General features: G+C 62.5%; 26 protein-coding genes and 1 tRNA gene. 8 read left to right on the top strand and 19 right to left on the bottom strand.

Features of this window, described 5'->3' with window-relative positions:
* Nucleotides 1-29 precede the first annotated feature (29 nt).
* Genes mch through VHO05_RS07485 form a run of 4 tightly spaced genes read right to left on the bottom strand, consistent with a single transcriptional unit; the run spans nt 30 to nt 4,065 of the window.
* Complete coding sequence (gene mch, locus VHO05_RS07500) at nt 30-998, bottom strand: methenyltetrahydromethanopterin cyclohydrolase (protein WP_329645980.1); 969 nt, start codon at nt 996-998, stop codon at nt 30-32.
* Nucleotides 995-2,146 (bottom strand): ATP-grasp domain-containing protein, encoded by a 1,152-nt coding sequence (locus VHO05_RS07495; RefSeq protein WP_329645979.1) that lies wholly within the window; start codon nt 2,144-2,146, stop codon nt 995-997. Before VHO05_RS07495 ends, mch begins: the two co-directional genes overlap by 4 nt.
* Nucleotides 2,143-3,042, bottom strand: a complete 900-nt coding sequence (locus VHO05_RS07490) for an NAD(P)-dependent methylenetetrahydromethanopterin dehydrogenase (RefSeq protein WP_329645978.1) — start codon at nt 3,040-3,042, stop codon at nt 2,143-2,145. The genes VHO05_RS07495 and VHO05_RS07490 overlap by 4 nt, the downstream gene beginning before the upstream one ends.
* 51 nt (nt 3,043-3,093) lie before the next feature.
* The gene (locus tag VHO05_RS07485) at nt 3,094-4,065 is read right to left on the bottom strand and encodes a beta-ribofuranosylaminobenzene 5'-phosphate synthase family protein (RefSeq protein WP_329645977.1); all 972 of its coding nucleotides are present in this window, start codon (nt 4,063-4,065) and stop codon (nt 3,094-3,096) included.
* A gap of 109 nt (nt 4,066-4,174) precedes the next feature.
* Here VHO05_RS07485 and VHO05_RS07480 point away from each other — a divergent pair, with 109 nt between their 5' ends.
* Entirely contained in the window at nt 4,175-4,552 is a 378-nt protein-coding gene (locus tag VHO05_RS07480) for a 4a-hydroxytetrahydrobiopterin dehydratase (protein ID WP_329645976.1), read from the top strand.
* 42 nt (nt 4,553-4,594) lie between these two features.
* The gene (folK, locus tag VHO05_RS07475; protein WP_329645975.1) at nt 4,595-5,110 is read left to right on the top strand and encodes a 2-amino-4-hydroxy-6-hydroxymethyldihydropteridine diphosphokinase; all 516 of its coding nucleotides are present in this window, start codon (nt 4,595-4,597) and stop codon (nt 5,108-5,110) included.
* A gap of 56 nt (nt 5,111-5,166) precedes the next feature.
* Here the strand turns inward: folK and VHO05_RS07470 are convergent, their stop codons facing one another.
* From VHO05_RS07470 to pqqA, 6 genes are all read right to left on the bottom strand, one after another.
* Nucleotides 5,167-5,541 carry a cytochrome c family protein gene (locus VHO05_RS07470; protein ID WP_329645974.1) on the bottom strand — a complete coding sequence of 125 codons (375 nt, stop codon included), beginning with the start codon at nt 5,539-5,541 and terminating at the stop codon, nt 5,167-5,169.
* Between the two features lie 163 nt (nt 5,542-5,704).
* Nucleotides 5,705-6,928, bottom strand: coding sequence for a pyrroloquinoline quinone biosynthesis protein PqqE (gene pqqE, locus VHO05_RS07465; protein ID WP_329645973.1), 1,224 nt, complete (start codon nt 6,926-6,928; stop codon nt 5,705-5,707).
* Nucleotides 6,925-7,257, bottom strand: coding sequence for a pyrroloquinoline quinone biosynthesis peptide chaperone PqqD (gene pqqD / locus VHO05_RS07460; RefSeq protein ID WP_329645972.1), 333 nt, complete (start codon nt 7,255-7,257; stop codon nt 6,925-6,927). The genes pqqE and pqqD overlap by 4 nt, the downstream gene beginning before the upstream one ends.
* On the bottom strand, nt 7,250-8,017 hold the full coding sequence (gene pqqC, locus VHO05_RS07455; protein WP_329645971.1) for a pyrroloquinoline-quinone synthase PqqC: 768 nt from the start codon (nt 8,015-8,017) through the stop codon (nt 7,250-7,252). Before pqqC ends, pqqD begins: the two co-directional genes overlap by 8 nt.
* The gene (pqqB, locus tag VHO05_RS07450; protein WP_329645970.1) at nt 8,014-8,946 is read right to left on the bottom strand and encodes a pyrroloquinoline quinone biosynthesis protein PqqB; all 933 of its coding nucleotides are present in this window, start codon (nt 8,944-8,946) and stop codon (nt 8,014-8,016) included. Before pqqB ends, pqqC begins: the two co-directional genes overlap by 4 nt.
* 181 nt (nt 8,947-9,127) lie before the next feature.
* A complete protein-coding gene (gene pqqA / locus VHO05_RS07445; protein WP_329645969.1) occupies nt 9,128-9,217 on the bottom strand; it encodes a pyrroloquinoline quinone precursor peptide PqqA in 90 nt (29 codons plus the stop codon).
* A gap of 556 nt (nt 9,218-9,773) precedes the next feature.
* On the opposite strand from pqqA, the gene VHO05_RS07440 reads away from it, so the two are divergent.
* Both VHO05_RS07440 and VHO05_RS07435 read left to right on the top strand, forming a co-directional pair.
* Nucleotides 9,774-11,564 (top strand): diflavin oxidoreductase, encoded by a 1,791-nt coding sequence (locus VHO05_RS07440; RefSeq protein ID WP_414653714.1) that lies wholly within the window; start codon nt 9,774-9,776, stop codon nt 11,562-11,564.
* Nucleotides 11,565-11,651: 87 nt separating this feature from the next.
* On the top strand, nt 11,652-13,367 hold the full coding sequence (locus VHO05_RS07435) for an NADPH-dependent assimilatory sulfite reductase hemoprotein subunit (RefSeq protein ID WP_329645967.1): 1,716 nt from the start codon (nt 11,652-11,654) through the stop codon (nt 13,365-13,367).
* Nucleotides 13,368-13,492: 125 nt separating this feature from the next.
* On the opposite strand, the gene VHO05_RS07430 is transcribed toward VHO05_RS07435, so the two are convergent.
* The 6 genes from VHO05_RS07430 to VHO05_RS07405 all read right to left on the bottom strand — a co-directional run bounded on the left by VHO05_RS07430 (nt 13,493) and on the right by VHO05_RS07405 (nt 19,074).
* Entirely contained in the window at nt 13,493-14,296 is an 804-nt protein-coding gene (locus VHO05_RS07430) for a sulfite exporter TauE/SafE family protein (RefSeq protein ID WP_329645966.1), read from the bottom strand.
* A gap of 12 nt (nt 14,297-14,308) precedes the next feature.
* Complete coding sequence (locus tag VHO05_RS07425) at nt 14,309-15,049, bottom strand: sulfite exporter TauE/SafE family protein (RefSeq protein WP_329645965.1); 741 nt, start codon at nt 15,047-15,049, stop codon at nt 14,309-14,311.
* A 109-nt stretch (nt 15,050-15,158) separates the two neighbouring features.
* The gene (locus tag VHO05_RS07420) at nt 15,159-16,721 is read right to left on the bottom strand and encodes a sulfate adenylyltransferase subunit 1 (RefSeq protein ID WP_329645964.1); all 1,563 of its coding nucleotides are present in this window, start codon (nt 16,719-16,721) and stop codon (nt 15,159-15,161) included.
* Nucleotides 16,721-17,626: a sulfate adenylyltransferase subunit CysD gene (gene cysD / locus VHO05_RS07415; protein ID WP_329645963.1), complete on the bottom strand. Its 906-nt coding sequence runs from the start codon at nt 17,624-17,626 to the stop codon at nt 16,721-16,723. The genes VHO05_RS07420 and cysD overlap by 1 nt, the downstream gene beginning before the upstream one ends.
* On the bottom strand, nt 17,623-18,432 hold the full coding sequence (locus tag VHO05_RS07410; protein ID WP_329645962.1) for a phosphoadenylyl-sulfate reductase: 810 nt from the start codon (nt 18,430-18,432) through the stop codon (nt 17,623-17,625). Before VHO05_RS07410 ends, cysD begins: the two co-directional genes overlap by 4 nt.
* A 201-nt stretch (nt 18,433-18,633) precedes the next feature.
* On the bottom strand, nt 18,634-19,074 hold the full coding sequence (locus VHO05_RS07405) for a VOC family protein (RefSeq protein ID WP_329645961.1): 441 nt from the start codon (nt 19,072-19,074) through the stop codon (nt 18,634-18,636).
* A 550-nt stretch (nt 19,075-19,624) separates the two neighbouring features.
* On the opposite strand from VHO05_RS07405, the gene VHO05_RS07400 reads away from it, so the two are divergent.
* From VHO05_RS07400 to VHO05_RS07385, 4 genes are all read left to right on the top strand, one after another.
* Nucleotides 19,625-20,227, top strand: coding sequence for a cold-shock protein (locus VHO05_RS07400; protein ID WP_329645960.1), 603 nt, complete (start codon nt 19,625-19,627; stop codon nt 20,225-20,227).
* 131 nt (nt 20,228-20,358) lie between these two features.
* Nucleotides 20,359-20,883 carry a DUF192 domain-containing protein gene (locus VHO05_RS07395; RefSeq protein WP_329645959.1) on the top strand — a complete coding sequence of 175 codons (525 nt, stop codon included), beginning with the start codon at nt 20,359-20,361 and terminating at the stop codon, nt 20,881-20,883.
* A 116-nt stretch (nt 20,884-20,999) separates the two neighbouring features.
* The gene (locus VHO05_RS07390; protein WP_329645958.1) at nt 21,000-21,275 is read left to right on the top strand and encodes a hypothetical protein; all 276 of its coding nucleotides are present in this window, start codon (nt 21,000-21,002) and stop codon (nt 21,273-21,275) included.
* A gap of 165 nt (nt 21,276-21,440) precedes the next feature.
* Nucleotides 21,441-21,517, top strand: a tRNA-Pro gene (locus tag VHO05_RS07385).
* A gap of 47 nt (nt 21,518-21,564) precedes the next feature.
* Here the strand turns inward: VHO05_RS07385 and idi are convergent.
* The 3 genes from idi to VHO05_RS07370 are packed head-to-tail and all read right to left on the bottom strand — an operon-like array spanning nt 21,565 to nt 24,021.
* Complete coding sequence (idi, locus tag VHO05_RS07380) at nt 21,565-22,140, bottom strand: isopentenyl-diphosphate Delta-isomerase (protein WP_329645957.1); 576 nt, start codon at nt 22,138-22,140, stop codon at nt 21,565-21,567.
* A gap of 11 nt (nt 22,141-22,151) precedes the next feature.
* Complete coding sequence (locus VHO05_RS07375) at nt 22,152-23,528, bottom strand: nucleotide pyrophosphatase/phosphodiesterase family protein (RefSeq protein WP_329645956.1); 1,377 nt, start codon at nt 23,526-23,528, stop codon at nt 22,152-22,154.
* Nucleotides 23,529-23,553: 25 nt separating this feature from the next.
* Complete coding sequence (locus VHO05_RS07370) at nt 23,554-24,021, bottom strand: c-type cytochrome (protein WP_329645955.1); 468 nt, start codon at nt 24,019-24,021, stop codon at nt 23,554-23,556.
* Nucleotides 24,022-24,078: the final 57 nt, after the last annotated feature.

The following is a 24,078-nucleotide window of genomic DNA, read 5'->3' as shown; positions in this document are numbered from 1 at the left end:
CATCCCCGCTTTAGGAGCGGATTGGCTGTTTACCGGAAGCTCGCGTCGACGATGTCCGGCGCAAGCTTGCCGGCATGGAACGAGGAGCCGGTATCAAGGTTGGAAACCGTCACGACGGCCGGGCTGAAGAGCGACGCGTCGATCTTGTAGAAGTCGCCGCCAACCTCCGAGAAGATCTCTGCGAACGGCTTGCCGTAAATCGAGCACGTGTTCGAGGGAAGCTCGTTGGCGAGCTTCTGTGCCTCCGCATCGCTACCGCGCACGAAGAGCTGAATGCGGCCGCCGTAGATGATGGCGTCGTTGGTGCGTCCCATCGCCTTGACGAAATCCGGGATCGGCGGCGCGATCGGTGCGACGCCGTAGCCGTCGATGATGTTGTCGAGGTTGAAATGCAGCGAGTGCGCCTTGTGCAGCGAGACTTCGAGCACGCGCGCGGCGATCTGCACCGTGCCGGCGAGACTGCCCGTCGGCGCGTAGAGCACCGTGAGGTCGCTCGTCTTCACGCCGGATGCCGCCGCGATCTTGGTCGCGACTGCCGGCGGCGGCGCGCTGTCGCCTTCGATGACAAGGGCGGCCTTGTGGTGATGATCGATGTAGCCGAGCTCCTTGTAGAGCTCCTCGACGCGCGAGAGCGCACGAGCTGGTCCCGAACCGAGCGCAAAGAACCCGCTCTCGTCCGTAATCGTCCACCCCGCGTACTGACTGCCGAGGCAGGCGATGACTGGATTTGAGGAGTGCACCACGACACCGAGCGGCCAGCGCTCGACACCCGAGGACGACGTGAGAGAAACAGTGCCGAGGCCTCCCATGCAGATCTCGCCGAGGCGCCGTCCGGCTTCAAGGCAGCCGGGCACGCTCGCGCCAAGATCGATGCGCCGCTCGCCGGCCTCGCCGGTCGTCACGGAGCAGCGGAGCGCCTGGGCATCCGCAGCCAGATCGTCGACCAGTTTGCCCGCCCGCGCATTGACGCTCGGCGCGCTGCCGTGAGTGCTGCTCATTGTTGAGCTCCCTTTTTGTTTGAAGTGTCATACAGCAAAGTTTCGAGCTGGCCCAAGCGCTGAACGCAAAGGGCCTGGACTTCGTCAACGGCATCGCCCTCGGCAAAGACGGTGGCGAGCGGTTGGCCGGCACCGATCGAGCTTCCGGGGCGTGGCCGATCGGCCGCCCACTCGGGCCAGTCGACTTGAGCGACGGAGAGTGGTCCATTGTCTGCGTAAAGAAAGGCCGCCGCGCGGGCAATGTGAGGATGCCATTGGGCAGCCAAAAGGGCCGCGGGATCGCCACCCAGGGCAGCCTCGACGTGAGCTTTGAACACGGTGCCGGACGCGTCGTCGAACACGTCGAGCGTCGCTCCTGGCCGTGGATTGACCTCGAGCAGCGATGGGGCCCCATCGTCGACGAGATAGTCGAACGACACGATACCCTTGAGCGAGAGGGCCTCCGACACCGCGAGTGACATTTCGATCAAGCGCGCTTCAAGATCTTCGTCGAGTGGCAGCGAGCCGACGGCGCCGCCATAGCGATAAGGGCGCCGGGGAAGCGGATTCGTCCATTGACGGCTCGCAGCGAAGGCTGCGCTTTTGTCCGACACCAGGCCCATGAGCGAGATTTGCTCCCCTGCGACGCGACGCTGGAAATAACGGCGCGCGTCGGGACGTGGCTTTGCAGGACAAGTATGAATGTGTAGTCCGCCGCTGCCGCCGACTCGCTTCATCAACCAGCCGTCGGAGTGCGCAGGGGCGTCGAGCCGCGTCTCGGGGTGCGGAATGCCGAGATCGTCGAGAACCGAGAAGAACTGCTGCGGATCCTTGGCCCGGCTGATCGTCTCGGCGTCGTTGCCGATCAGGTTGAAGCGTTCGCCGAGCTTTGCGACGAGCCGCGGATTGCATTCGAAACCCGCGCCAAGCACGAGACCGATCGGCGGCGATGGCGCTTCGGCAACGAGGCTTTCGAGGGCGGCGAGCAAGGGACGGTATGTAAAGCCGACCTGCACGCGGGCTGGTAGACAACGGGCAGATTCCGCGAGCGCGAGTGTGTCGTCGTCGCCGAAGCAGTCGACGACGAGAGGTCGAAAACCGGCCCTCCGCGCGGACGCAGCAAGCGCCCGCGCGGAGAATGCCGCGATGAGGACAGTTTCGCCGCTCAAGCCACGAGCTGGCGGGCCAGCGCGAAGGCGTGCCGGAAGTCGAGCAGCAGGGGCTCCTTGGAGGCGATCATCTGCTTGAAGAGGCCAGACTCTGTCTTGTACTTGATGTCGCCGATGGCCAGCGGGCCAACGCCGAGAGCGTTGCAGTCCGGCAGCGGCGCGCCATCCATGAACAGCTCCATGCCCTCGACACCTGCCGGCGGGACGGCGTTGACGTCGGCAACGACGAGAAGGTTCTTGGCGAACTCCTTGTCTGCCTTCGAGATCACCTGAACGCCTGCTGCTGCCGCTGCGAACACGACTTCGGCATTGGCGAGAATCTCGCGCTTCTGGGCCTCGGTCTCGCCGCTGACAGCCGTAAGGTCGACGCCGAAGCGCTCCTTCGAGACCGCAGCCGACTTGATGACGCGATCGACGCCGCGATGCGCGACGAGCTGAACTTCTGCGCCCTCGAGCGCCGTGATGATCGACGACGCGAAGCCGACGACGCCGGTCGCGCCAAATACGGCGACCTTCGTGCCCTTCCAGCCGCGACCGAACTTGAACTTCAACACGCGCTCGACGCAGGCGACCATCGCGGCCGCCGTCGTGAATGAGCCGGCCGGATCAGCAAACGCCGAAAGCTGGAACGGCGGAACCATCGCCTTGCGCGCCGCTTCGAGCATGTCGAGGGCCAGAATGGCGTCCTTGCCGCCGATGAAGACGCCCGTGCGCACACCGTATTCCGGCGGACGCGAGAAAATGGCGTCCTGCACGAGCGCGGTCGTCTCTTCGAGCGTGACGTTGATATAGGGGACGATGACCTTAAAGCCGGCGTCGGCAGCCATGTTCACGTCGAACGGGCTCATATGCTTCTGCGGCGAGAGCATGTGCAGAATTGGCGTGGCGTCACTCATAGGTCGTCTCCCGTTCGTGTCAGGTGGGCGGCTCGTTTCTTCGATCCGGCGCTAGGGGTAGGTCGCTATCGTGGCCCCGGCGTTGCGGCCGCGAACGATCACGATTTCAAGGCCACTCGCTTTAGCGTCTTCGACTAAAGAATGATAGAGACGAGCTGCCACATCCTCAGAGCGAACAAAGGCGAAGCCGGTCGGCCCCCACGAGGTCTGGCCAATGCCGGTGGCGCCTTGCTCACCTGCACGTTGAAGTAACGCGCCGACGGCCGGTGAAGTCCAGGGACTTCCGCCTTGCGCCGCAGCAAAATGCCCCCCGACAATCCGCTGGATCTCAGTTAACGCCGCGCCGAAAGCGGTGATGTCCTGCTCTTTGAGGCCGGGGACGAGCTGCATCAGTACGAGACGGCAAAGCCGGTCGGCCAATGCGTCCTGGAACGGTGGAAGCGCGGAGAAAGCCTTCGTTTCGCGGTCGCCGTGTGCGCCCTGGTCGCGCGGGTCGAGCACGAGAAGGCAGCGCCACGCATCGGGGAACGGCATCTGGATCAGGACCGGTGGCGGCCGATCGAGCGTCCCACGACCGCCGTCCACGATGAAACCGCCGCCCTCGAACGCAGCCATGCCGATGGCCGAACGCGCGCCACGCCCTGCAAGGTCTCCGATCTGCTGCGGCGAAAGCGAAAGCCCCTCGATCCGCATGAGAGCGAACCCAATGGCGAGCGCGAGCTGGGTGCCTGAACCCAGCCCAGCATGTGCAGGAATGGCCTGGGCGACATCGACTTTGTAATGCCCTTTGAGTTTGAGGGCCTCCACGCAGCGGTGGACGACGGTCAGGACGCGATCATGCTCCGGGCCCGACGCGGACGTCGTCTCTGCGCGCTCGACCTGGACATCGGTACTGGGAAAGTCGAGCGCGAGCCCGATCGATCCGTAGCGGCGTCCGAGCCCGCCGTTGAGGTCGAGGAAGCCCAGGTGCAGGCGCGCAGGTGCAGAAACGCGGCAGCCTTTGACCGGGGAGGTGTCATGCATCGTGCGGGGCTTCCTTGGAAGATTGGGTTGGCCGATTGCGTCGGCAGGGGACGGCGACTAGGGTTCCGCCCAAAGGGTATTTCTCTACGAAAGGCGAGGAGAGAGCAATATGAGCAGCCCGCGCGAAAAGGCGCTTCCTGACAGTGAAGTCAAAGAGTGGCTTGCAAAAAATCTCCCGGAATGGCGCCTGGAGGATGGCTGGATTCGACGCACATACAAGACGTCTGGGTGGAAAGGCACATTGATGGTCATCAATACTGTTGGCCATCTCGCCGAGGCTGCCTGGCATCATCCCGACATCACGGCGTCCTATGCCTGGGTCGAGGTCCGGCTTGTGACCCATTCCGCCAAAGGCATCACCGGCAAGGATTTGGCGCTGGCGAGAAAGATTGAAGACGTCATCCATTGGCAGCCGGCGAAGGAAGACAACGAGCTCGAAGGCACGCCGACAGGCGACATGCGGTTCGCGTACATCAAATATGACTGATGTGACACGTGATCGGTGGTTCAGCTTCGTCCGGTTCGTGTCATGAACGGAAACGCTGCGCGACCATCGGATTTCGATGCCTTGATTGGTCTCGGATCGAACGTCGGCGACAAGGCGGCGAACATCGCGCGCGCCGTCGAGCTGCTGACTGCGCCAGGGGACATTCGGCTGCTTCGGTCCTCGAAGCTCTATCGCACGGCACCGTGGGGCGTTCTCGATCAGGATTGGTTCGTCAACGCCTGCATTGCGATTGCGACGGCGCTCCCCCCTCACGAGCTCCTCGCGCGCTGCCTTGGCGTAGAGGACACCATGCAACGCGTCCGCGAGCGGCGCTGGGGTCCACGGGTGATCGATCTCGACGTGCTTGTTTATCGGGATGTCGCGATGAACGAGCACGACCTGATATTGCCGCATCCCCGCATTCAGGAGCGCGGCTTTGTGCTGGTTCCGATGCGCGATGTCGCGCCCGACATAAAGATTGCGGGAGAGCCGGTCGCGAATTGGCTCGCGCGGGTGGATGCACGCGACGTCGTTCCCTTCGAGCGGGAATCGCAATGAAAAACGCCGCGGATGGCGTCATCCGCGGCGTCCAATTCACAACAGCAAGCGCGTGCTTATTCCTTGCACTGCGACTTGATGTAAGCCAGCAGGTTCTTGCGATCGTCCTCGTTCTTGACGCCAGCCGGGAAGATCATCTTGTTGCCTTTGATCACGGCGTCATCCTTCTCGAACCAAGCGAGGAGGTTTTCGTCGGTCCAGGTGATGCCGGAGTTCTTCACGGCATCCGAGTACGTAAAGCCCTCATGATGGCCAGCCGCTTTGCCAGCAACGCACTGGAGAGACGGACCGAGACCGTTCTTCGCGTCGGGGCCGACCTGGTGGCACGCCGCGCACTTCTTGAACACCGCAGCGCCCGCCTCGGCATCCTGTGCCGACGCAGTAACGGGCACGGCCACCAGCGCAGCAGCCGCCACAACCCACTTGAGCATCTTCCGAATCCTCCGAAATCTTTATTCGAACCAAGACCTGCCGAACGGCCTCCCGAGGCGTCTCAGCAAGTGTCGCATACTGGCAAGATTTGCCTGAACCCGGGGTGAACATGATGCCGCACCCGAGCCCATTCCCAACCTGTACTTGACCGATAGGTTCCGCTCAAGAGACGTTGTGAGTCTCAGGCTTCTTTGCTGCACCGCCCACGCGCCGGTAGGTAAACTCCGGAGGTGCGCTATGACTCTCGACCTCCGCCACAGCCTGCCACTGCGCATGATGCGGCGACAGTGAGCAGGCCGGATCGGTGTTGGCGGCGTCGCCTGTAAGCGCGAACGCCTGGCACCGGCATCCGCCGTAATCGATCTCCTTGCGCGGACAGCTCCGGCAAGGTTCCTTCATCCAGCTGGTGCCGCGATAGGCTTCGAAGGCGGCGCCCTTGAGCCAGATGTCAGCCAACGGCCTGTCTTTGATGTTGTCGAATGTCAACGTCTTGACCGATTCGGCGGCATGGCAGGGAAGGACCCGGCCCGACGGCGTCACGTTGACGATGCCGCGCGCCCATCCGCCCATGCAGGGCTTCGGGAACTTGGCATAGTAGTCGGGCACGATAGCGTCGATGACGATCACGCCCTTGTACTTCTCGCGTGCCTCTTCGACCTGTTTGGCGGCGATGAGGAAAGCCTCTTTGGTCGGCATCAGCGACGCCCGGTTCAACAGGGCCCACGCGTAATACTGCACGTGGGCGATCTCCACGCGGCCCGCCCCCATCTCGACCGCGAAGTCGATCATACGCGGCACGTTGTGGATGTTCTGACGATGGATCGGGCAGTTGATCGTGAGTGGCAAGCCGAGTTCTTTCACCCACCCCGCCACTTGGATCTTCTTCGCCATGCCGCCTTTATACGCAGCGATGCGATCGGCGTTCTCCGGATCGACGTCCTGCACGGAAAGCTGCACGTGATCGAGGCCGACCTCGACCAGCTTCGCCAGGCGTTCCCGGGTGAGAGTGACGCCCGCGGTAATGAGGTTCGTATAAAGACCGACCTCCGCCGCGACTTTGACGATGTCCTCGAGATCCTTGCGCGCCGTCGGCTCGCCGCCCGAGAGATGAATCTGCAGGACACCGAGCGATGCGGCCTGCCGCATCACGTCCTGCCATTCGGCGGTTGTCAGCTCGGTATTCGCGCGTTCGAGTTCGACCGGGTTCGAACAGTACGGACACTGGAGAGGACACCGATGGGTGAGCTCGCACAGCATGCCGATGGGTGCGCGTGCGCACAGCGCAGGATCCGTCACCTCGTCCGATGCGGGCTTCCCATCCGGCGTCCGCGCGCACATGGGCATGGCCGCTTCGGTGATGTGGGTGGGTGGTGCGATCTCGTTCATGGGTCGCTCCTCTGGGCCTTCACCAGGACGCCTTTGTCGGCAAGGTCCTGGGCCATGACCAAAATGTCGTTTGTTACAACTTCAAGTGGGGCCTGATATTCTTGAGACAAGGCTTCCGCGATGGCGTTCACGGAGCGTTGTCCGTCGATGAGCTTGAGCACTTCGACGGCCGTCTCGTCCGGGTTGAACACGCGTTCCGGCGCCAGAATAATCCAGCGCCCGCGGCCCGGGTCGTGCCGAAGCTTGATGTGCCGGGGCAGCACGAGAACTGTCTCACCGGTGACGATCAACCGGGTCGGTACTTGCCTGGGCTCGGACGTCTCAGCCATCGAGCGTCTCCGGATTGAAGGCGCCCGGCGGTATCCAGCCTGGCGTCACATAGGCATGGTGCAGCGCATCGAGCTGGGCCCAGAGCACGTTGCACTTGAAGCGCACCGCCTCCACGCAGGCTTCCTGCTCCTCGCGCGTGCGCGCATGCGTTTTAATGTAGTTGAGTGCGTAGTCCGCGTCGAACGGCGCCTGCACGAGCCGCTTTTTGAAGTACGCCATCACCTTGTCGTCGATGAAGTCGTAGTTTTCGAGCATGCCGGCGATCCGCTCCTTGTGGATCTTGGGCGCGAAGAGTTCGGTCAGCGACGACGCGACGGCCACCGTCAGCGGCTGCTCGTAGACGAAGCGCACGTAGGCTTCGACGGCGAAGCGCGTCGCGGGAAGCGCGCCCTTCATGCTGATCACGTAATCGCGGTCGAGGCCGAGACCGTCGGTCAGGACGAGCCAGCGCTCGATGCCGCCGGGATCCTCGCCCATGCCGTCGTGCTCCAGCACCCGATGAATCCAGTCGCGCCGCAACTGGCGGTCCAGCACGCGGCTGACGAGGGCGGCATCCTTGCGGGGTACAGCCGACTGATAGCAGTAGCGATTGAGGGCCCAGGCTTGAACCTGGCCCTTGTTGAGCTTGCCGCCGTGAAGCAGCTTATGGAACGGGTGCTTGTCGTGATAGCGCTCGGCGCCGACCGCCTGGATGGCTGCCTCGAACTCTTCGGGGCTCCACAGCGCGCCGGCCTCATTCCCCAATCGACGCTCGCTCATAGCCTGATCTCCATTCCGTCGTAGCCGACCTCCCAGCCGGCGGCTTCCGTCGCGCGGCGCTCGGGCGAATTGTCGTCGAGCACCGGGTTGGAATTGTTGATGTGCACGTAGATCTTACGCTGAACGTTCAGCTTTTCGAACGACGCGATGGATCCTTCGGGGCCGGAAATGCTGATGTGCCCCATCCGTGCGCCAGTCTTCTTCATCAGACCTTGCCGGATCATTTCGTCGTCCGTGTAAAGCGTGCCATCGAAGAACACGAGCGGTGCGCCGCTGAGCCGTCCCGCAAGGTCCTCGTCGACCACCGCGCAGCCGGGCACGTAGAAGAAGGACTTGCCGGTAGCCGGCGCCGTGATCTTGAGGCCGATGGCGTCACCCTCGCGGCTTCCATAGTTGTCGGAAGCTGCCGAGCTTTCGAGGTAGAGCGCGATCTTGCCCGGGACGGCAAAGGCCTCGATGACGAGGCCGGTGTCGCGCCCCGCACCGTCGATGGCCGTCGCGGCGCCGAGCGGCAGTTCGCGCCGGGGCACGACCGAGGCATCGAGCACATTGAAGACGGAGTTCGCCTTGAGCGTCGCCAGCACGCGTGACGATCCGTACACCGTGAACGGTTGCAGCTCGCGCAGGTTGAGAAGCCCGGCGATGAAATCAACGTCGCCGCCTGTGAGCACAGCCGCTTTGATGGGGCTGTTACGCAGTCCGCCGTCGGCCCGCGCGCCAAGCTCGGGCGTCTCGTTGATTTGTTGGCGGAGATCGGGCGCCGTATTGAGGAGCACCCAATCCGAGCCGTTCGCAGACACCGCGAGTGAGCACTGGGTCCGGGCACGGAACCCAGGTTTCCCGGCTCTTACATCGGCGCAGTTGCGACAGCTACAGTTCCACTGAGGAAAACCGCCGCCAGCAGCCGCCCCCAGGATCCTGATCAGCATGAAGTCTTATCGCTATTTGTCGGCGTGCCTCGCCGAAGGCGCCGGAGGCCAAAGAACAGATTGAGGCTGCAACTCGAGACTGTATCTAGAAGCCATGTATCTCGGGCTGCAAACAGCAGCGGCGGCCGAACATCTCGACCGCCGCGCCAGAATTGCTCAAACGCGTTGCGAGCGGATCGATTTAGATGAGATCGATCTCAGCCGGCATGTACGAGGTAACCTCGAGGCCAACTTCCTGCTCACGAACTGCGGGCTTGGTCCAGATCTTCATAGATTCCTCCTTCAATCGGCAAGCTGCTTACCTTTTTTGGAGCACCCCGCCGAGGGCCCCCCTGAGGATATCAGTCTTGGTTAGACCGCCTCAGTCTGCGGATGGTGCCTTGCTTGTCAAGCACGATCCCGATGAGGGTAGGTAACCACAGTCCGACAACGTCGGAAAGTAACAGTGCGTCACGACTTCGTGTGACAGCGGCAGCACTTGCGGCCTATCGCGCGAGTACGCATAGAGGACTGCGAAGTAGCTGCAACTAGCCCTGCTTAGCGCTCCGGAATTGGCTTTCGGACGGGGTAGGCTCAAAATTGGTGAGGCTAAGGGCACATTTCTGTAAAGACATGCCAATTGTCATCTAATAACAGAAACGAATTTGCGATTTGCACCTTGCGACCTTAAACCAATGGAAAATAATTCCACATTGGTATACGACCTGCGCCAGGGAGCAGGCGGCCGTCGTAGGGCGCACTTTACCAAAGACTGATAAGGTCTCCGTTTGATCGCGCGGTGCCGATATTTGCGCCCGTGAAGCCGGAGAATGACGGAGGAGGAGCGGGTGACCGCGGTCCCATTTTTACCGAAAAATGCGCCGTTCACGGCCGAAGAGATCAATTTGCTGAACCAGCTGGTGCAGAAGTCGACGCCGCTGCAGCGGAGCTGGCTGTCGGGGTTCCTGGCTGGCCTCGACGCGGCCCAGGGCCAGTCTTCTGCGGGCGCAGCTATAGCGCCCGCCGCCCAGGCGCGTCCCCGTCAGCCCCTCACCATTCTCTACGGCAGTGAGTCCGGAAACAGTGAGAGCCTCGCGCTCAAAACAAAGAAGCTCGCCGCGAAGCAGAATTTCGACGCCAAAGTCGTCGACATGGCGGACGCCGATCTTGCGACCATCGCCAAATCTAAGAACCTGATCGTCTACATTGCGACCTGGGGCGAGGGCGACCCGCCGCAGCGCGCCGTAGACTTCCACAAGGCGTTGATGTCCGACGACGCGCCGCGCTTCGACGGTGTCCGCTTCGCAGTTCTCGCGCTGGGCGACACCGCCTACGTCAACTTCTGCCAGACGGGTAAGCAGATCGATGCGCGCCTCGAGGCACTCGGCGCCACCCGCGTGGCGGACCGTGAGGATCTCGATCTCGATTTCCAGAAGGCAGCAGCGGCCTGGACCGACAAGGCACTCGAGGTTCTCGCGCCTGCGGACACAGCACCGAACACGGTTGTGCACGTGGACTTCAAGGGTGCGCCAGCAGCCGATGAGGACGACGAGCCACGCTTTACGGCCGAAAATCCGATCGAGGCCGAGATTTCCGCGCTGATCAATCTCAACGGCACCGGTTCCACGCGCGAAACTTGGCACGCCGAGTTCGCCGTCGACGATCCGGGCTTCGTCTACAAGCCGGGTGACGCCATCGGCCTCTATCCGGAAAACGACCCCGAACTCGCCGGCGATCTGCTGAAGGCCGTTGGCCTCGAAAGCGATGCCGCGCTGAAGCAGAAGCTCGTCCATAGCTTCGACATCACGACGCTCTCGCGTCCGCTCGTTGATGGCTATGCCAAGCTCACGGGGCGCAAGGACGTGGCCAAGCTGCTCGAAGACGGCGAGCTGGCGCGCTTCTCTGCCGACCGTCAGCTGGTCGATCTGTTCGAGTCCTTCCCTGAGAAACTGTCGGCCGACCAGTTCGTCAAACTGCTGCGTCCGCTGCCGGGACGGCTCTATTCCGTGGCATCCAGCCTCAAGGCGCATCCGGGCGAGGCGCACTTGCTCGTCGGCGCGGTGCGCTGGACGTCGCACGGCCGCACGCGCAAGGGCGTCACCTCCACGTATCTGGCCGACCGCTGCAAAACGGGTGGCAAGGCGCGCGTCTACATCAAGCCGAACCGCCATTTCGGCCTGCCGGCGGACGGCGATCGCCCGATCATCATGATCGGTGCGGGTACCGGTGTTGCCCCCTATCGCGGCTTCATAGAGGAACGCGCTGAGAACGGTGACAAGGGTAAGAGCTGGCTGTTCTTTGGAGAGCGCAACTTCTCCTACGACTTCCTCTATCAGCTCGAATGGCAGGATCATCTTGCCTCGGGCGCGCTCTCGCGCATCGACGTTGCCTTCTCGCGCGACCAGCCGGAGAAGATCTACGTTCAGACACGCCTTTGGGAGCGCCGCGAGGAGCTTCTGAAATGGCTCGACGAAGGCGCACACATCTATGTGTGCGGCGACGAGAAGGGTATGGCGAAAGACGTCGATACCACCCTGGCGAAGATCCTCGCTGAAACTGCCAAGGGAGACGAGGAAGCCGGCCGCGCCAAGCTCAAGGAACTCACGAAAGCCGGCCGCTACCAACGCGACGTTTATTAGAGGCAGTGAGTGAGAGGCAGTCGGCCGTCGTAAAACGCGCCGTTGCCCGACTGCCGACAGCCTTGCTTCCTACTGCCGAGACAACCCATGACCGACAAGCGCTCCAAGAACGAGTTCCTCAAGGAAGAGAGCCACTTCCTCCGCGGCACCATCGCTGATGGGCTTTCGCACGTCGAGACCGGTGCCATCGCCGATGACGATACGCAGCTCATTAAGTTCCACGGATCCTACATGCAGGACGACCGTGACGTCCGTGGCGAGCGCGCGAAAAAGAAGCTGGAGAAAGCCTTCAGCTTCATGATCCGCCTGCGCTTGCCGGGCGGCCTTGTCTCGCCCGACCAGTGGCTGAAGCTCGACGACATCGCCGGTACCTACGCCAATGGCTCGCTACGCCTCACGACGCGCGCCACGTTCCAGTACCACGGCGTTATCAAGTCGAACCTGCGCCGCACCATGCAGGCGATCAACGGCGCCTGCCTCGACACCATCGCGGCGTGCGGCGACGTCAACCGCAACGTGATGTGCGTGGGCAATCCCTTCGTTTCGCCGGTGCACGCTGCAGCAGGCGACCTTGCGCGCAAGATCAGCGACCACCTGCTCCCGAAAACCAGCGCCTATCACGAGATCTGGCTCGAGGGCGAGAAAGTCGCGGACATGACGCGTCCGGCCGTTCCGGACACCGAGCCGCTTTATGGCGTCCATTACTTGCCGCGCAAGTTCAAGGTCGTCATCGCGGTGCCGCCGCACAACGACGGCGATGTCTTCGCTCACGATCTCGGCTTCATCGCCATCACGGATGCCAAGGGTGCGCTCGTCGGCTGGAACGTGTCCGTTGGCGGTGGCATGGGGATGACGCACGGCGAAACCGACACCTTCCCGCGCACGGGCGACGTGATGGGTTTCTGCACGCCGGAGCAGGCTGTCGACGTGGCTGAGAAGGTCATGCTCGTGCAGCGCGACTGGGGGAACCGTGAGCTGCGCAAGAACGCGCGCTTGAAGTACACCATCGAGCGCTTCGGCATCGAGAAGTTCCGCGCCGAGGTCGAGAGCCGTCTCGGCTACAAGCTCGGCGAGGCAAGGCCGTTCAAGTTCACGTCCATGGGCGATCCCATCGGCTGGTATCAGGGGCCGGACAAGAAGTGGCACTTGGGTCTCTTCATCGAGAACGGCCGCATTAAGGACACGCCCGACCACCATCTGCGCACGGCGATCCGCGAGATTGCCGAGGCGGGCGGCGTGACGTTCTCCATCACCGGAAACCAGAACGTCATCATCTGCAACGTTTCGGCAAAGCAGAAGACGAAGATCGAGCAGATCCTGAAGGCTAATGGCATCGCCATTGCGACCTCATCGGGCATGCGCCGCAACTCGATCTCCTGCGTCGCGCTGCCGACCTGCGCTCTCGCGCTTGCCGAGAGCGAGCGCTTCCTGCCGGAGCTGATCACCGCGCTCGAGGACTCGCTCGACAAAGCCGGTCTCAGGGACGACGACATCGTCATCCGCATGACGGGCTGCCCCAACGGATGCGGCCGTCCCTACATGGCTGAAATCGGTTTCGTCGGTCGCGCCCCTGGCCTTTACAACCTGTACCTGGGGGCTGCCTTCGACGGTACGCGTCTGAACAAGCTCTATGCTCAGGATGTCGGCAAGGCGCGTATCGTGGAGCTGCTCGACCCGTTGCTGGCACGCTACGCGAAAGAGCGGAACGAAGGCGAGCGCTTTGGTGATTTCGTCATCCGCGCCGGAGTCGTGAAACCGACCCTCGGCGGCAACAGCTTCCACAGCGACGTCACGCTCGCCTGACGCCTTCGTGCACAATAACTGTGTCCTCGGGCTTGTCCCGAGGATCCATCGGAGGCGCGAAGGACAGTCTCGGCTTCAACGCGATACTGGATCCTAGGCTTGAGCCTAGGATGGCGGCCCGTGCCTTACAGCTTCGAGTAAAGCGTGTGGGCCGCGAACAGGAGGATGAGGGAGAGAGCAGCGCGGAGGAGCCAATCGGGCAGGCGCCCGGTTAGGCGCGAGCCTATGGCTATGCCGGGCAGCGAGCCGACGAGCAGAAGCCCGAGCAGCGTGAAGTTCGTATTCCCCATGCTGAGGTGGCCCAGCCCGGAAACGAGCGTCAGGGGCACCGCGTGCACGATGTCCGTGCCGATCAGGTGCCGCGTCCTCAGCGCCGGATAGAGCAGCGTCAGCACCACGACGCCGATGGCGCCGGCGCCGACGGATGTCAGCGTCACGATTGAACCCAGCAAGAGACCGAGCAGGAGCGTCGAGAACGGCCGCGCCTCTTGATGGGGATCGATAGGGCCAGCAATAGCCTTTCCGCGAACAATGAACGGATAGATCAGGATCGCGAGCGCGCTGAGAACGAGCGCGGACACGAGCGCCATCTTGATGACGTGGCCCATCGCCGCGATGTCGGGATGCAGCCAATCGATGAGCACGAGCATCGCCACGGCGCCGGGCACGCTGCCCGCCGCAAGCCAACGCACGATGCGCCAGTTCACGTTGCCGTACGTGTGATGCGGCGCGGCGGCGGACGCTTTGGTAATGGAAGCGAAGAGAAGATCGGTGCCGACGGCGAGCGTCGGCTGTACGCCCACTTGCGTGATGAGAAACGGCGTCATCAAAGAGCCCGCACCCACACCAGTCATGCCGACCAGAAATCCGACGACAAAGCCGCCAGTAACAATCATGGGCCACAGGGCGAGTATGGAAGTATCGAACATCGATCGTACGCTCTAGCCGAAAGTCTTTATTAGCGTGTTGAGGCTGAGACCGATGACAACGCATCCGACCACAAGCATCAATGCCTTGGCAGGCACATGCTTCGCCGCGAAGGCGGCCAACGGAGCTGCGATGATGCCGCCCACGATCAGCCCGAGAATGATCGGCCAGAGGCTGAGGCCAATGGTAAGGAAGAACGTCGTCGAGATCGTCAGCGTGACAAAGAACTCGGCCAGATTGACGGACCCGATAGCATAGCGCGGCGTCGCACCCTGACCGAGAAGGCTCGACGTCACGATCGGGCCCCAGCCGCCGCCGCCAATCGCGTCGAGTAGCCCGCCGAAGAAGCCGAGCGGCGCGACCGAGCGCAACTGCGGCGCTTCAAGGGGCCTCCGCACGAGCGCCTTCCAGATGATGACGATGCCGAGCAGCAGGAGATAGACGCTGATGAACGGCTTCAGTGTTTCGCCGTCGAATTCCGACAGCACATAGGCGCCGATGGCGCCGCCAATCGCGCCCGGCACGGCGAGCCGCCACAGAAGCTTGCGGTCGACGTTGCCGAGCTTCCAATGCGCCAGGCCAGACGCTCCCGTTGTGAACGTCTCCGCAGCGTGCACACACGCGCTGGCCGTTGCAGGTGGCACGCCGGTACTGAGCAGCACCGACGTTGCGGTGACACCGTAGGCCATACCTATAGCGCCGTCGATCATCTGAGCTACGAAGCCGATGACCACGTAGAGGAGAACTTCTTCCATGATGATAGGCGGCGTCTCCGTTATTGCCGTCAACCGATAGCAGAGAAGGCCTACGCTGACGACGGGAAATTCGCCGTCAGCGGAAGCACTTCATTGCAATCGGATAGGGCTAGATCGAGTAGTCTGGCGGGCTTTCGATTTCGACGTTGATGCCCGCCTGGCGGAGGATCAGCGCCACTTCGTTTGCGCGCCTGCGGAACTCCGCTTCCGTTTCCGGACGATCCCCGAGGTCGGCATTGAGCCCGCGCTCGAGCATGGCCCGCGTTAGCAGGAACGTGTTTTCGTCCGCCTCTGCAGCCTCTGCCTTCGCTGCCGTGATGATACCGCCAGCGATTGACGCGCCAGTGATCGCATCGACAAGCATGAAGCTGCCCGTCTCCGGAGCATCGCTAAATGTGTCGACGGCGGCGGCCCGGCCAAGTGCGATGTCGCCGATCGCGATGTCGTTTGTCGCGCAGACCTCCGAAGGGTGCTCTTCAAGAGTTTCGAGATTGAGCAGCGCGCGAATTTTGAGGTTCGAAACCGGCGTCAGGTCTGTTGCGGTGCGAAGGAGATAAGAGCCCCGCGGATCGTAGGGTGTCTCGCTGAGCCACACCATGCGCGTCTCGACCACGCGCGCGACGACCGGGCGCGCGTCGGCCTTCGAGAGCACCGCACCGCGCGCCACGTCGATGTCGGTATCGAGCTGGATGGCGACGGCCTGTCCCTGTGAAGCCTGATCCAGGTCGCCGTCCATCGTGGCGATGCGCAAGATCTTCGCGCTGCGCTTCGAGAGGGCATCGGTTACGGTTTCGCCGACACGCACACTCCCGGCGCTGACCGTGCCGGCAAGGCCGCGGAAGTCGTTGCGGGAGTCGCGGAGAACCGTCTGCACCGGGAAGCGGAACGGACCTTTGGGCTCGGTGCCGCGGCTCGGCAGTTCTTCGAGGTGCTGCAGCAGCGTCGGCCCCGTGTACCAGGGCATGTGCTCCGAACGGCGCGCAACGTTGTCGCCAGACACGGCAGCCGTGGGAATAGCGGTCGCCTCCCAGAAGCCGAAACGCCACGAGAAGGTTTCGAAATCCGCCTCGATCTGGCGGAAGGTCGACTCCGACCAGTCGACGAGGTCCATCTTGTTGACGACGAGAATGACGCGCTTCACGCCGACGAGGTCGAGGATGGCCGCGTGGCGGCGCGTCTGCTTCTTGATGCCGTGGCGGGCATCGATCAGAAGGATCGCGACGTCTGCATGCGAAGCCCCCGACGCCATGTTGCGCGTGTACTGCTCATGGCCGGGGCTGTCGATGACGACGAAGCGACGGTGCGCCGTATCGAAGTAGCGCCACGCGATGTCGATGGTGATGCCTTGCTCGCGCTCGGCGACGAGGCCGTCCATGAGGAGGCTGAAGTCCGGGTTGCCGCCGTCGACCTTCTTGCCGCGCGCCAGCGTCTCGCGCTGGTCGTCATAGAGGTCGGTTGCGTCCCAGAGCAGCCGGCCGATCAGCGTCGACTTGCCGTCGTCCACCGAACCGCAGGTGAGCACGCGGATCATGCCCGATAGCTCGGGCGCGATCTTCGAGAGATCGGCAGCGGCGCGCGAGGACGCGTCTGCGTCCTGATCGGCGACCACCTTGAGATCGGCTTTTTTGGCGACCTTCGCGTTCGCGGGAAGGGAGCTGGGATGCACGGACATCAGAAATACCCTTCCTGCTTCTTCTTCTCCATGGCGCCGGCCTGATCGTGATCGATGAGGCGCCCCTGGCGTTCGGACGTGCGCGCGCCGAGCGTTTCGGCGACGACGGTTTCAATGGTGTCGGCGTCGGACTCGACGGCGGCAGTGAGCGGATAGCAGCCGAGCGTGCGGAACCGCACGCGCCGGTTCACGACTTCTTCGCCGGCGCGGACCGGCAGGCGATCGTCGTCGCGCATGAGGAGCTGTCCATTGCGCACGATGGTCGGGCGCTCCTTGGCGAAATAGAGCGGCACCACGTCGAGCTTTTCGCGCAGGATGTAGCGCCACACGTCGCGCTCGGTCCAATTGGAGAGCGGGAACACGCGAACCGTTTCACCGGCGCCGAGACGGCCGTTCAAGAGGCGCCACATCTCCGGACGCTGACGGCGCGGATCCCAGCGATGGCCTTCGGCGCGGAACGAAAACACACGCTCCTTTGCGCGGCTCGCTTCCTCGTCGCGGCGCGCGCCGCCGAATGCAGCGTCGTAACCATACTTGTCGAGCGCTTGCTTCAGCGGCACCGTCTTCATCACATCGGTGTAGACAGACGGCGCATAGTCGATCGGGTTGATGCCCTTCGCCGCGCCATCCTCATTGGTGTGCACGATGAGATCGAGTTCGAAATCGCGCGCCGTCTTGTCGCGAAACGCGATCATGTCCCGGAATTTCCAGCCGGTGTCGATGTGGAGCAGCGGGAACGGCAGCTTGCCCGGCCAGAAGGCCTTGCGCGCAAGATGCAGTAGGACGGTCGAATCCTTGCCGATCGAGTAGAGCAGCACCGGCTTGCGGAACTGAGCCGCCGCCTCGCGGAAGATGTGAATGCTCTCGGCCTCCAGAAGGTCGAGATGCGAAATAGACTGCGTCATGCGTGGGCCTCTTTGGGCTTCGGGCGATTGTGCAGCCCGCATTCCTTGCCGTCTTCGTTCTCCCACCACCAGCGGCCGGCGCGGATGTCCTCGCCGGGGCGGATAGCGCGCGTGCAGGGTTGGCACCCGATGGACGGGAAGCCGCGCGCATGCAGCGGGTTAACGGGAACGGCGTTCTTCTCGATGTACGCCTCGAGGGTCTCGAGGCTCCAGTCGGCGATGGGGTTGAGCTTCACGAGCTCATGCTCGGCATCCCAGGATGCGAACGGAACGTGCGCACGTCCAGCGGACTGGTCGCGACGCAGGCCGGTAATCCAGCCGGCGGCTCCTTTGAGCGCCTTGTTGAGCGGACGCACCTTGCGTACGTCGCAGCAGGCTTTGCGCGCTTCGATCGACTGGCGGAATCCCATGATGCCGTCGCGGGCAACGAGCATCTCGACGTCCGCGGCGTCCGGGAACACGACGCGGATCTTGAGCGGCGCGTACCGCAGCTCGCTTGCGTCCAGCGTCTCGAGCGTTTCCGGGAAGTGACGCCCGGTATCGAGTGTGAAGACGTCGAACGCCCGCCCAGTCGTGGCCATGGCGTGCAGCACGGCCTGGTCCTCGATACCGAGGCTGGTTGAGAACGTGACGCGGCCCGGGATGGCGTCCGCGATGGCGATAAGGCGCTCTTCGAGCGTATCGATCTTGGCCAATGCCGCATCGAGCGAAGCCGCCAAGGCTTCACCGGTTGATTGCGCAGCAGAATGACCTGTCTGCGCCCCGGCTGTGCCACCGGCGCGCGCCTGAACCTGTGACTGAGACATGGAAGTCCTCCGATGACCGGAAACTAATGAAATCAGGTTCTGAAATAAAGGGTCTCGGCCAAATAAAAATAGGATCTCATTCCCAAAGCCGACTATTGGAGAAATATTGTTCCACCAAGCGTCCCTGAGGAACTATTTCTTGCAAAGCAACAACCCGAGGAGCGGCTGTCGCACCCGTGTCCGGCTCGCGGAAGGATTTTTCTACCAAGTTCCGGTGTTGGGCATCGACGCCCAAGGCTCGGCACGGGGAAGGGCCGAGCCGCGTTGCAGCAACTCTATAGAGATGAGGTCGGGAGAGCGCACGAACGCCATTCGTCCATCGCGGGGCGGGCGCAGGACGGTAATCCCGCCGGCAGCCAGCTTTGCGCACGTCGCATAGATGTCATCGACCTCAAAGGCCAAGTGCCCAAAGTTACGGGCGGAGCCGTAGTTCTCCGGATCCCAATTGTAGGTCAGCTCCAGAAGGGGCGACCATTCTCCCGCTGCGCGGGCGTGATCCAATGGGGCGGCCAGAAAGACGAGTGTGAACCGGCCAGCCCGATTCTCGACGCGCCGCATTTCAACCAGACCGAGCAGTCCGCAGTAGAAGGCAAGGCTCTGATCGAGGTCACTGACGCGGATCATGGTATGGAGATAGCGCATGTCGTCCCCCTAATGTTGCCGAAAAAACACAGGAACAATGCTGGAACATCGGCAGCGGACGTTCGCAAGTCACGCGGATCGCTTGCCTTTCCTCCTCAAAGGCGAACGACCGCGGTTATCCCCAGCCTCCCGGACGCCTCGCGACCTTAGTCCGTACCCTGGATGACGAACGTTCAATTACCCGCTTGATGGGCGTTCGCAGATGCGAATCACTTGAGCGCTCTCATGCGAGTCGGAGGCGGAAATTAACACCCTATCGGGTGTCGATTTTGTCCGTCGCCGTGCCGATGAAATAAATTTACGCAGCCTTGGAATACTAAAAATTGGTTAATCCGCTCAGTATTTTAGAGATCAGCACTCATGTGGACATATCGTGCGCGGGGCTGCTCAAGGTGTCCGTCATATGGGCGGGGGACTAGCCTCGCACTCCGCAGGTGGTATTCTTCCCAAGTCACCGGAACGCAGTCAGTCGATGTGAGGGCAGAGACTGAACTGACACCGGGGAGACACATAAGTGTTCAACGTAGGCCAAGTAAGGCGGGGTAATGTTATGGGGGATTCCAAGCTACCTCCGGAGTTTCCGGGCGGCGGAGTATTGGCTGAAGGCGACTTGGAGCGCCTGGAAGAGGGTGGTCTCGAAGTATTCGAGATTGCTGGAACCATCAAATGGTTCGACGTTGCAAAGGGATACGGCTTCATCGTTCCCGACAACGGTCTGACCGACGTACTCCTTCATGTCACCTGCCTGCGTGCAGGCGGTTATCAGACGGCCTACGAAGGGGCGCGTATTCATTGTCAGGTCCTGAGCCGTCCCAAGGGCATGCAGGCCTTCCGTATTCTCTCCATGGACGAATCGACGGCCATCCATCCGTCGCTGCTGCCGCAGAGAACCCACGTTCACGTACAACCAGAGAGCGACTGGGAACGCGTGACGGTGAAGTGGTTCAACCGCGTCCGCGGTTTCGGCTTCCTCAGCAAAGGCGAAGGCACGCCGGACATCTTCGTTCACATGGAGACGCTGCGCCGTTTCGGCTTCACCGAGTTGCGTCCCGGTCAGACCGTCCAGGTCCGCTGGGGTATGGGCTCCAAGGGTTGCATGGCTGCAGAGCTGAAGCCTGACGGGTCGACCGCAGGAATCACATCGCCCCACTAAAGATGGGGTCTTCTAAGGCGCTCGGGGGAGCTGCCGAACCGACGGGCCGGTGGTAATCTACCGGCCCAAAAGTCGGAGCGCGGTGGTCGAAAGACCGGCGCGCTTCGTCTGTGTCGGAGATCGAAGCTGCAATGAAACTTGCGCGTCAGGGAAATAGGGCTGCCACACTGGCGGCCCTTCTCGTTCTTGCCACTGCCCACGTCACAGCCGTACCCTGGATCGGTCAGCGGGCCCTTGCCGCTCAACCGGCAACCGCGCCAGCAGCGCAAGAGGAACGGTTGGAGCTCGTCACGGCCAGCGGCGTCCACGCCCTTGACGTGGAAATTGCATCGACGCCCGAGAAGCAAGCGCTCGGTCTCATGTACCGCACGAGCCTGCCCGATACGAAGGGCATGCTGTTTCCGCACCAGAAGCCGGCAGAGCTGTCGATGTGGATGCGCAACACGTATATCCCGCTCGACATGGTGTTCATTACTGCGGATGGCACAGTGCATCGCATCGAGGCCAGAACGGAACCGTTTTCCGAACGCATCATCTCGTCAAACGGTCCAGTTGCTGCTGTGCTTGAGATCGCGGGCGGCGCCGCCGAGCGGATGGGTCTCAAGCCCGGAGACAAGGTCCGTCATCCGCATTTCGGCTCTGCACCCGCGAACTAAGCCGTGAACACTGTTGGATTTAAGCTCACATTCCGCTGATCGGGAGGAACCCGCCGGAAGAGGGCCCGTTTTCCTATGACCGTGGCATCTAGCCCGGAGATAAGGAGAACAAGCTCATGAGAGATCTCTTGATGGGCGTTGCACTCGCGGCTCTGCTGGGTGCGTCGCCTGCATTAGCGAAAGACAAGCAACCGCTGAAGAGCGAAGGCGCTGGGCAGTCGAGCGCGATGACCGACGAAAATGCAAATAGGCTCCAGAACGAGGACGGGACGTTCCAGGGCAAGCCTGTCGTGAAAGGCCCGGCCAATTGGCATAGTGCGAGTTCCGGATCGAGCGGATCGTCGGCAAGCTCCGGTGGATCGACCGGTGAAGCGGGCTCGACCGCACGCTAGGCTAAAAGCAACCTCAACGGCATAGATTCCCGGCACCGGAAACGACTCGGGCAAGCGCTGCGCACGGCTTCTGCTGGGCGCAGCTTTTTGTTACGCCCCAACGTGACACTCAGTCGTTGACCTGGTCCATGAAAACCCCATAAAGACGTGGCTTCTAGAATGTGTCGGGGCATAGCTCAGCCTGGTAGAGCGCTTGCTTTGGGAGCAAGAAGTCGCGAGTTCGAATCCCGCTGCCCCGACCAATGATTTCAAAGCGTTAGCCGACTTCAGCCGCGCGGTTCTCGCGGTTCTAAGGCCTGTTCCCGGCGACCTTCGGGGGGTGTGCAGCAGCGGTACGGGGCGGCATCAGCGCGACGGGCCATTCCTCGGCGATGTAGCGCTGGAACCAGACGCTGAACCGGTCAGGCACCGCAGCGATATCGTCCCGTAGTCTATCGAGGTCGCACCACTGAAAGCCTTCCGCTTCTGCGGGATCCGGTTTCAGCGGACCTTCGTAACGGCCGCGAAACACGTGCACGACTTCATGTTCGCTAAGGCCGTTGTCAAATGCAGCATGGTACTGGACGATTCCCAGCCACTCGAGGGGGCAACTGAAGCCCATTTCCTCGCTGAGCCGGCGCGCTGCGGCGTCGGCCACCGACTCTCCAGGCCGTGGATGGCCACAGCACGCATTGGTCCACAAGCCGCCTGAATGATACTTCGTCGCGGCGCGCTTCTGCAGAAGCTGGCGCCCGGCAGAATCCCAGATGATGACCGAGAAGGCGCGGTGCAGGAGCCCACGGCGATGCGCGTCGATCTTCTCCGCCGTTCCGACTTCGCGATCGTCGGCATCGACAAGAATGAGTTGCTCGGTCGTAGGCTTCAATGCGGAACTCCTCAGGGATCGAACACGTGGGACAGCATGAGCGACTTCACCTCGCAGGCGTCGACTGGCTCGTCACGGATGAGATGCGGCTCCGACGAGAGGAAGACGGGACCGTGTGCCTCGGGAAGATCGGCGCGGCCATGTGATCCTTTCACGAGCGACGCATTGAGCGGGATCACGTCCATGAGCGTGCGAAAACCGAGCGCCTTCTTGGCAAGGCGCCGAGCGATCGCGAGCTTGGGCAGCCGAATGGCCGGATCGATGAACAGCTCGACGGGGTCGTAGCCCGGTTTCTTATGGATGTCGACCGTACGCGCAAAATCCGGCGCGCGTGCGTCGTCCAGCCAGTAGTAGTAGGTGAACCAAGCGTCGTGGTCCGAGAGAGCCACGAGATCACCGGCCCGGTCATGGTTAAGGCCCCAGGGAGCTTGCTCCTCGCGGTCGAGAACGTGCGCCACGCCGTCGAGCCGTTCAACGCAGCTTCGCGCAAGAGCGAGATCGGCAGGATCGCGAACGTAGATGTGCACGATCTGGTGGTCGGAAACCGCGAACGCGCGCGAGCGATGCACGTCGAGAATTTCACCCCCGTCTTCCTCCCGGATTGCCAGCAGGCCCTCCGCGCGAAGGGCGCGGTTGATGTGGATCGGTACGCGGGCGGGCGCAATCCCATACTCGGACAGCACGATGACCCGGCGGCCCATCTTCTGCGCGTGATCAATCAGGTCGCCCGCAACCGCATCAATCTCGGCGAGATCCTTGGCGATGGCCGGATCGTCGGGACCAAGTCGTTGCAACACGTAGTCGAGGTGCGGGAGGTAGACGAGTGTCAGCGTCGGATTACGCGTCGCCAGCACGTGCTTGGCGGCATCTGCGATCCACCGGCTCGATTTGATCGAGGTCGCGGGCCCCCAGAAGTGAAACAAGGGAAATGCGCCCAGCACGCGCGTGAGGTCGTCACGGATCTCGGGCGGATCTGAATAGCAATCGGGAAGCTTGCGCCCGTCGGCTTTGTAGATGGGACGCGGCGTGACGGCGATGTCGGTCGAAGCCGCCATCGCATACCACCAGAAGAGGTTGGCACAAGTGAAAGCCGGATCCCGCGATTTCCCGGCATCCCAAACGCGTTCGCCCGCGACCAGCTTGTTGGACTGGCGCCAAAGCCAGACATCCATCAGATCGCGAAACAGCCAGCCGTTGCCGACGATACCGTGCCCGCTGGGTGGCAGGCCGGTGACGAACGTCGCCTGAACGGAGCAGGTGACGGCTGGCGTGACGGTCTTCAGCGGACGCTGGCAACCGGCCGCTGCGAAGCGCGCGAGATTGGGCGTGTGAGGGCCGATCAGCGCCGGGGCGAGCCCGACGACATTGATGACGACGGTCGGAGTCATGCCGGCCGACACCTCCAGGCAGGCGTTATTTCTTGAGCGAGTGGATATAGGCAATGATCTTGAGGATTTGATCCTGTGTCACGCCGCGTTCGGAGAACGAGCGCATAGCGCCCGAGGCACCGGAGTGAATGATCTCGAACATGCCGACATCCGTGTTGGCACGCGCATTGACGTAGACGTCGTCGACGAGGCTCGGTCCCATGCCGCCTCGGCCATCGTCGAGATGGCAGGCCTGGCAGTTATCCTCGTAGAGGCCCTTGCCGGCAGCGAGTGCATCGGCCTGTCCGGAGTACGGATTGACGCCATCCTTGCGGAAGGCCTTCACGGCGTCTGTGATTTCTTCGCCTTTGATAGGCGCGAGATCGAGCACGGAGTCGTCGAGGGCGTGGCGGAACTCGACATCTGCGAGCGCAGGCACGGCCATTGCTGCAGCGAGGAAGAACGCCGCGATTGCGGCCGCCTTGTTCGGAGTAGCCTGAGATTTCGACGTCATGAGAATGGGTATCTCGTCTAGTTTGTCGGAGGGTGTGCGCAGAAGGAAGGCCCTCTC

It is taken from the genome of Hyphomicrobium sp. (assembly GCF_036262015.1).
In the GTDB taxonomy this organism is placed as follows: domain Bacteria; phylum Pseudomonadota; class Alphaproteobacteria; order Rhizobiales; family Hyphomicrobiaceae; genus Hyphomicrobium_C.
The sequence above is the reverse complement of the archived record's forward strand: the minus strand, read 5'-3'. Positions and strand labels throughout refer to the sequence as shown.

Bases quoted from the DNA above. Each gene is read 5' to 3' on its own strand.
- mch (WP_329645980.1), bottom strand. From the start codon at position 998: ATGAGCAGCACTCACGGCAGCGCGCCGAGCGTCAATGCGCGGGCGGGC.
- VHO05_RS07490 (WP_329645978.1), bottom strand. From the start codon at position 3,042: ATGAGTGACGCCACGCCAATTCTGCACATGCTCTCGCCGCAGAAGCAT.
- VHO05_RS07485 (WP_329645977.1), bottom strand. From the start codon at position 4,065: ATGCATGACACCTCCCCGGTCAAAGGCTGCCGCGTTTCTGCACCTGCG.
- VHO05_RS07480 (WP_329645976.1), top strand. From the start codon at position 4,175: ATGAGCAGCCCGCGCGAAAAGGCGCTTCCTGACAGTGAAGTCAAAGAG.
- folK (WP_329645975.1), top strand. From the start codon at position 4,595: ATGAACGGAAACGCTGCGCGACCATCGGATTTCGATGCCTTGATTGGT.
- VHO05_RS07470 (WP_329645974.1), bottom strand. From the start codon at position 5,541: ATGCTCAAGTGGGTTGTGGCGGCTGCTGCGCTGGTGGCCGTGCCCGTT.
- pqqE (WP_329645973.1), bottom strand. From the start codon at position 6,928: ATGAACGAGATCGCACCACCCACCCACATCACCGAAGCGGCCATGCCC.
- pqqD (WP_329645972.1), bottom strand. From the start codon at position 7,257: ATGGCTGAGACGTCCGAGCCCAGGCAAGTACCGACCCGGTTGATCGTC.
- pqqC (WP_329645971.1), bottom strand. From the start codon at position 8,017: ATGAGCGAGCGTCGATTGGGGAATGAGGCCGGCGCGCTGTGGAGCCCC.
- pqqB (WP_329645970.1), bottom strand. From the start codon at position 8,946: ATGCTGATCAGGATCCTGGGGGCGGCTGCTGGCGGCGGTTTTCCTCAG.
- pqqA (WP_329645969.1), bottom strand. From the start codon at position 9,217: ATGAAGATCTGGACCAAGCCCGCAGTTCGTGAGCAGGAAGTTGGCCTC.
- VHO05_RS07435 (WP_329645967.1), top strand. From the start codon at position 11,652: ATGACCGACAAGCGCTCCAAGAACGAGTTCCTCAAGGAAGAGAGCCAC.
- VHO05_RS07430 (WP_329645966.1), bottom strand. From the start codon at position 14,296: ATGTTCGATACTTCCATACTCGCCCTGTGGCCCATGATTGTTACTGGC.
- VHO05_RS07425 (WP_329645965.1), bottom strand. From the start codon at position 15,049: ATGGAAGAAGTTCTCCTCTACGTGGTCATCGGCTTCGTAGCTCAGATG.
- VHO05_RS07420 (WP_329645964.1), bottom strand. From the start codon at position 16,721: ATGTCCGTGCATCCCAGCTCCCTTCCCGCGAACGCGAAGGTCGCCAAA.
- cysD (WP_329645963.1), bottom strand. From the start codon at position 17,626: ATGACGCAGTCTATTTCGCATCTCGACCTTCTGGAGGCCGAGAGCATT.
- VHO05_RS07410 (WP_329645962.1), bottom strand. From the start codon at position 18,432: ATGTCTCAGTCACAGGTTCAGGCGCGCGCCGGTGGCACAGCCGGGGCG.
- VHO05_RS07405 (WP_329645961.1), bottom strand. From the start codon at position 19,074: ATGCGCTATCTCCATACCATGATCCGCGTCAGTGACCTCGATCAGAGC.
- VHO05_RS07400 (WP_329645960.1), top strand. From the start codon at position 19,625: ATGGGGGATTCCAAGCTACCTCCGGAGTTTCCGGGCGGCGGAGTATTG.
- VHO05_RS07395 (WP_329645959.1), top strand. From the start codon at position 20,359: ATGAAACTTGCGCGTCAGGGAAATAGGGCTGCCACACTGGCGGCCCTT.
- VHO05_RS07390 (WP_329645958.1), top strand. From the start codon at position 21,000: ATGAGAGATCTCTTGATGGGCGTTGCACTCGCGGCTCTGCTGGGTGCG.
- VHO05_RS07375 (WP_329645956.1), bottom strand. From the start codon at position 23,528: ATGACTCCGACCGTCGTCATCAATGTCGTCGGGCTCGCCCCGGCGCTG.
- VHO05_RS07370 (WP_329645955.1), bottom strand. From the start codon at position 24,021: ATGACGTCGAAATCTCAGGCTACTCCGAACAAGGCGGCCGCAATCGCG.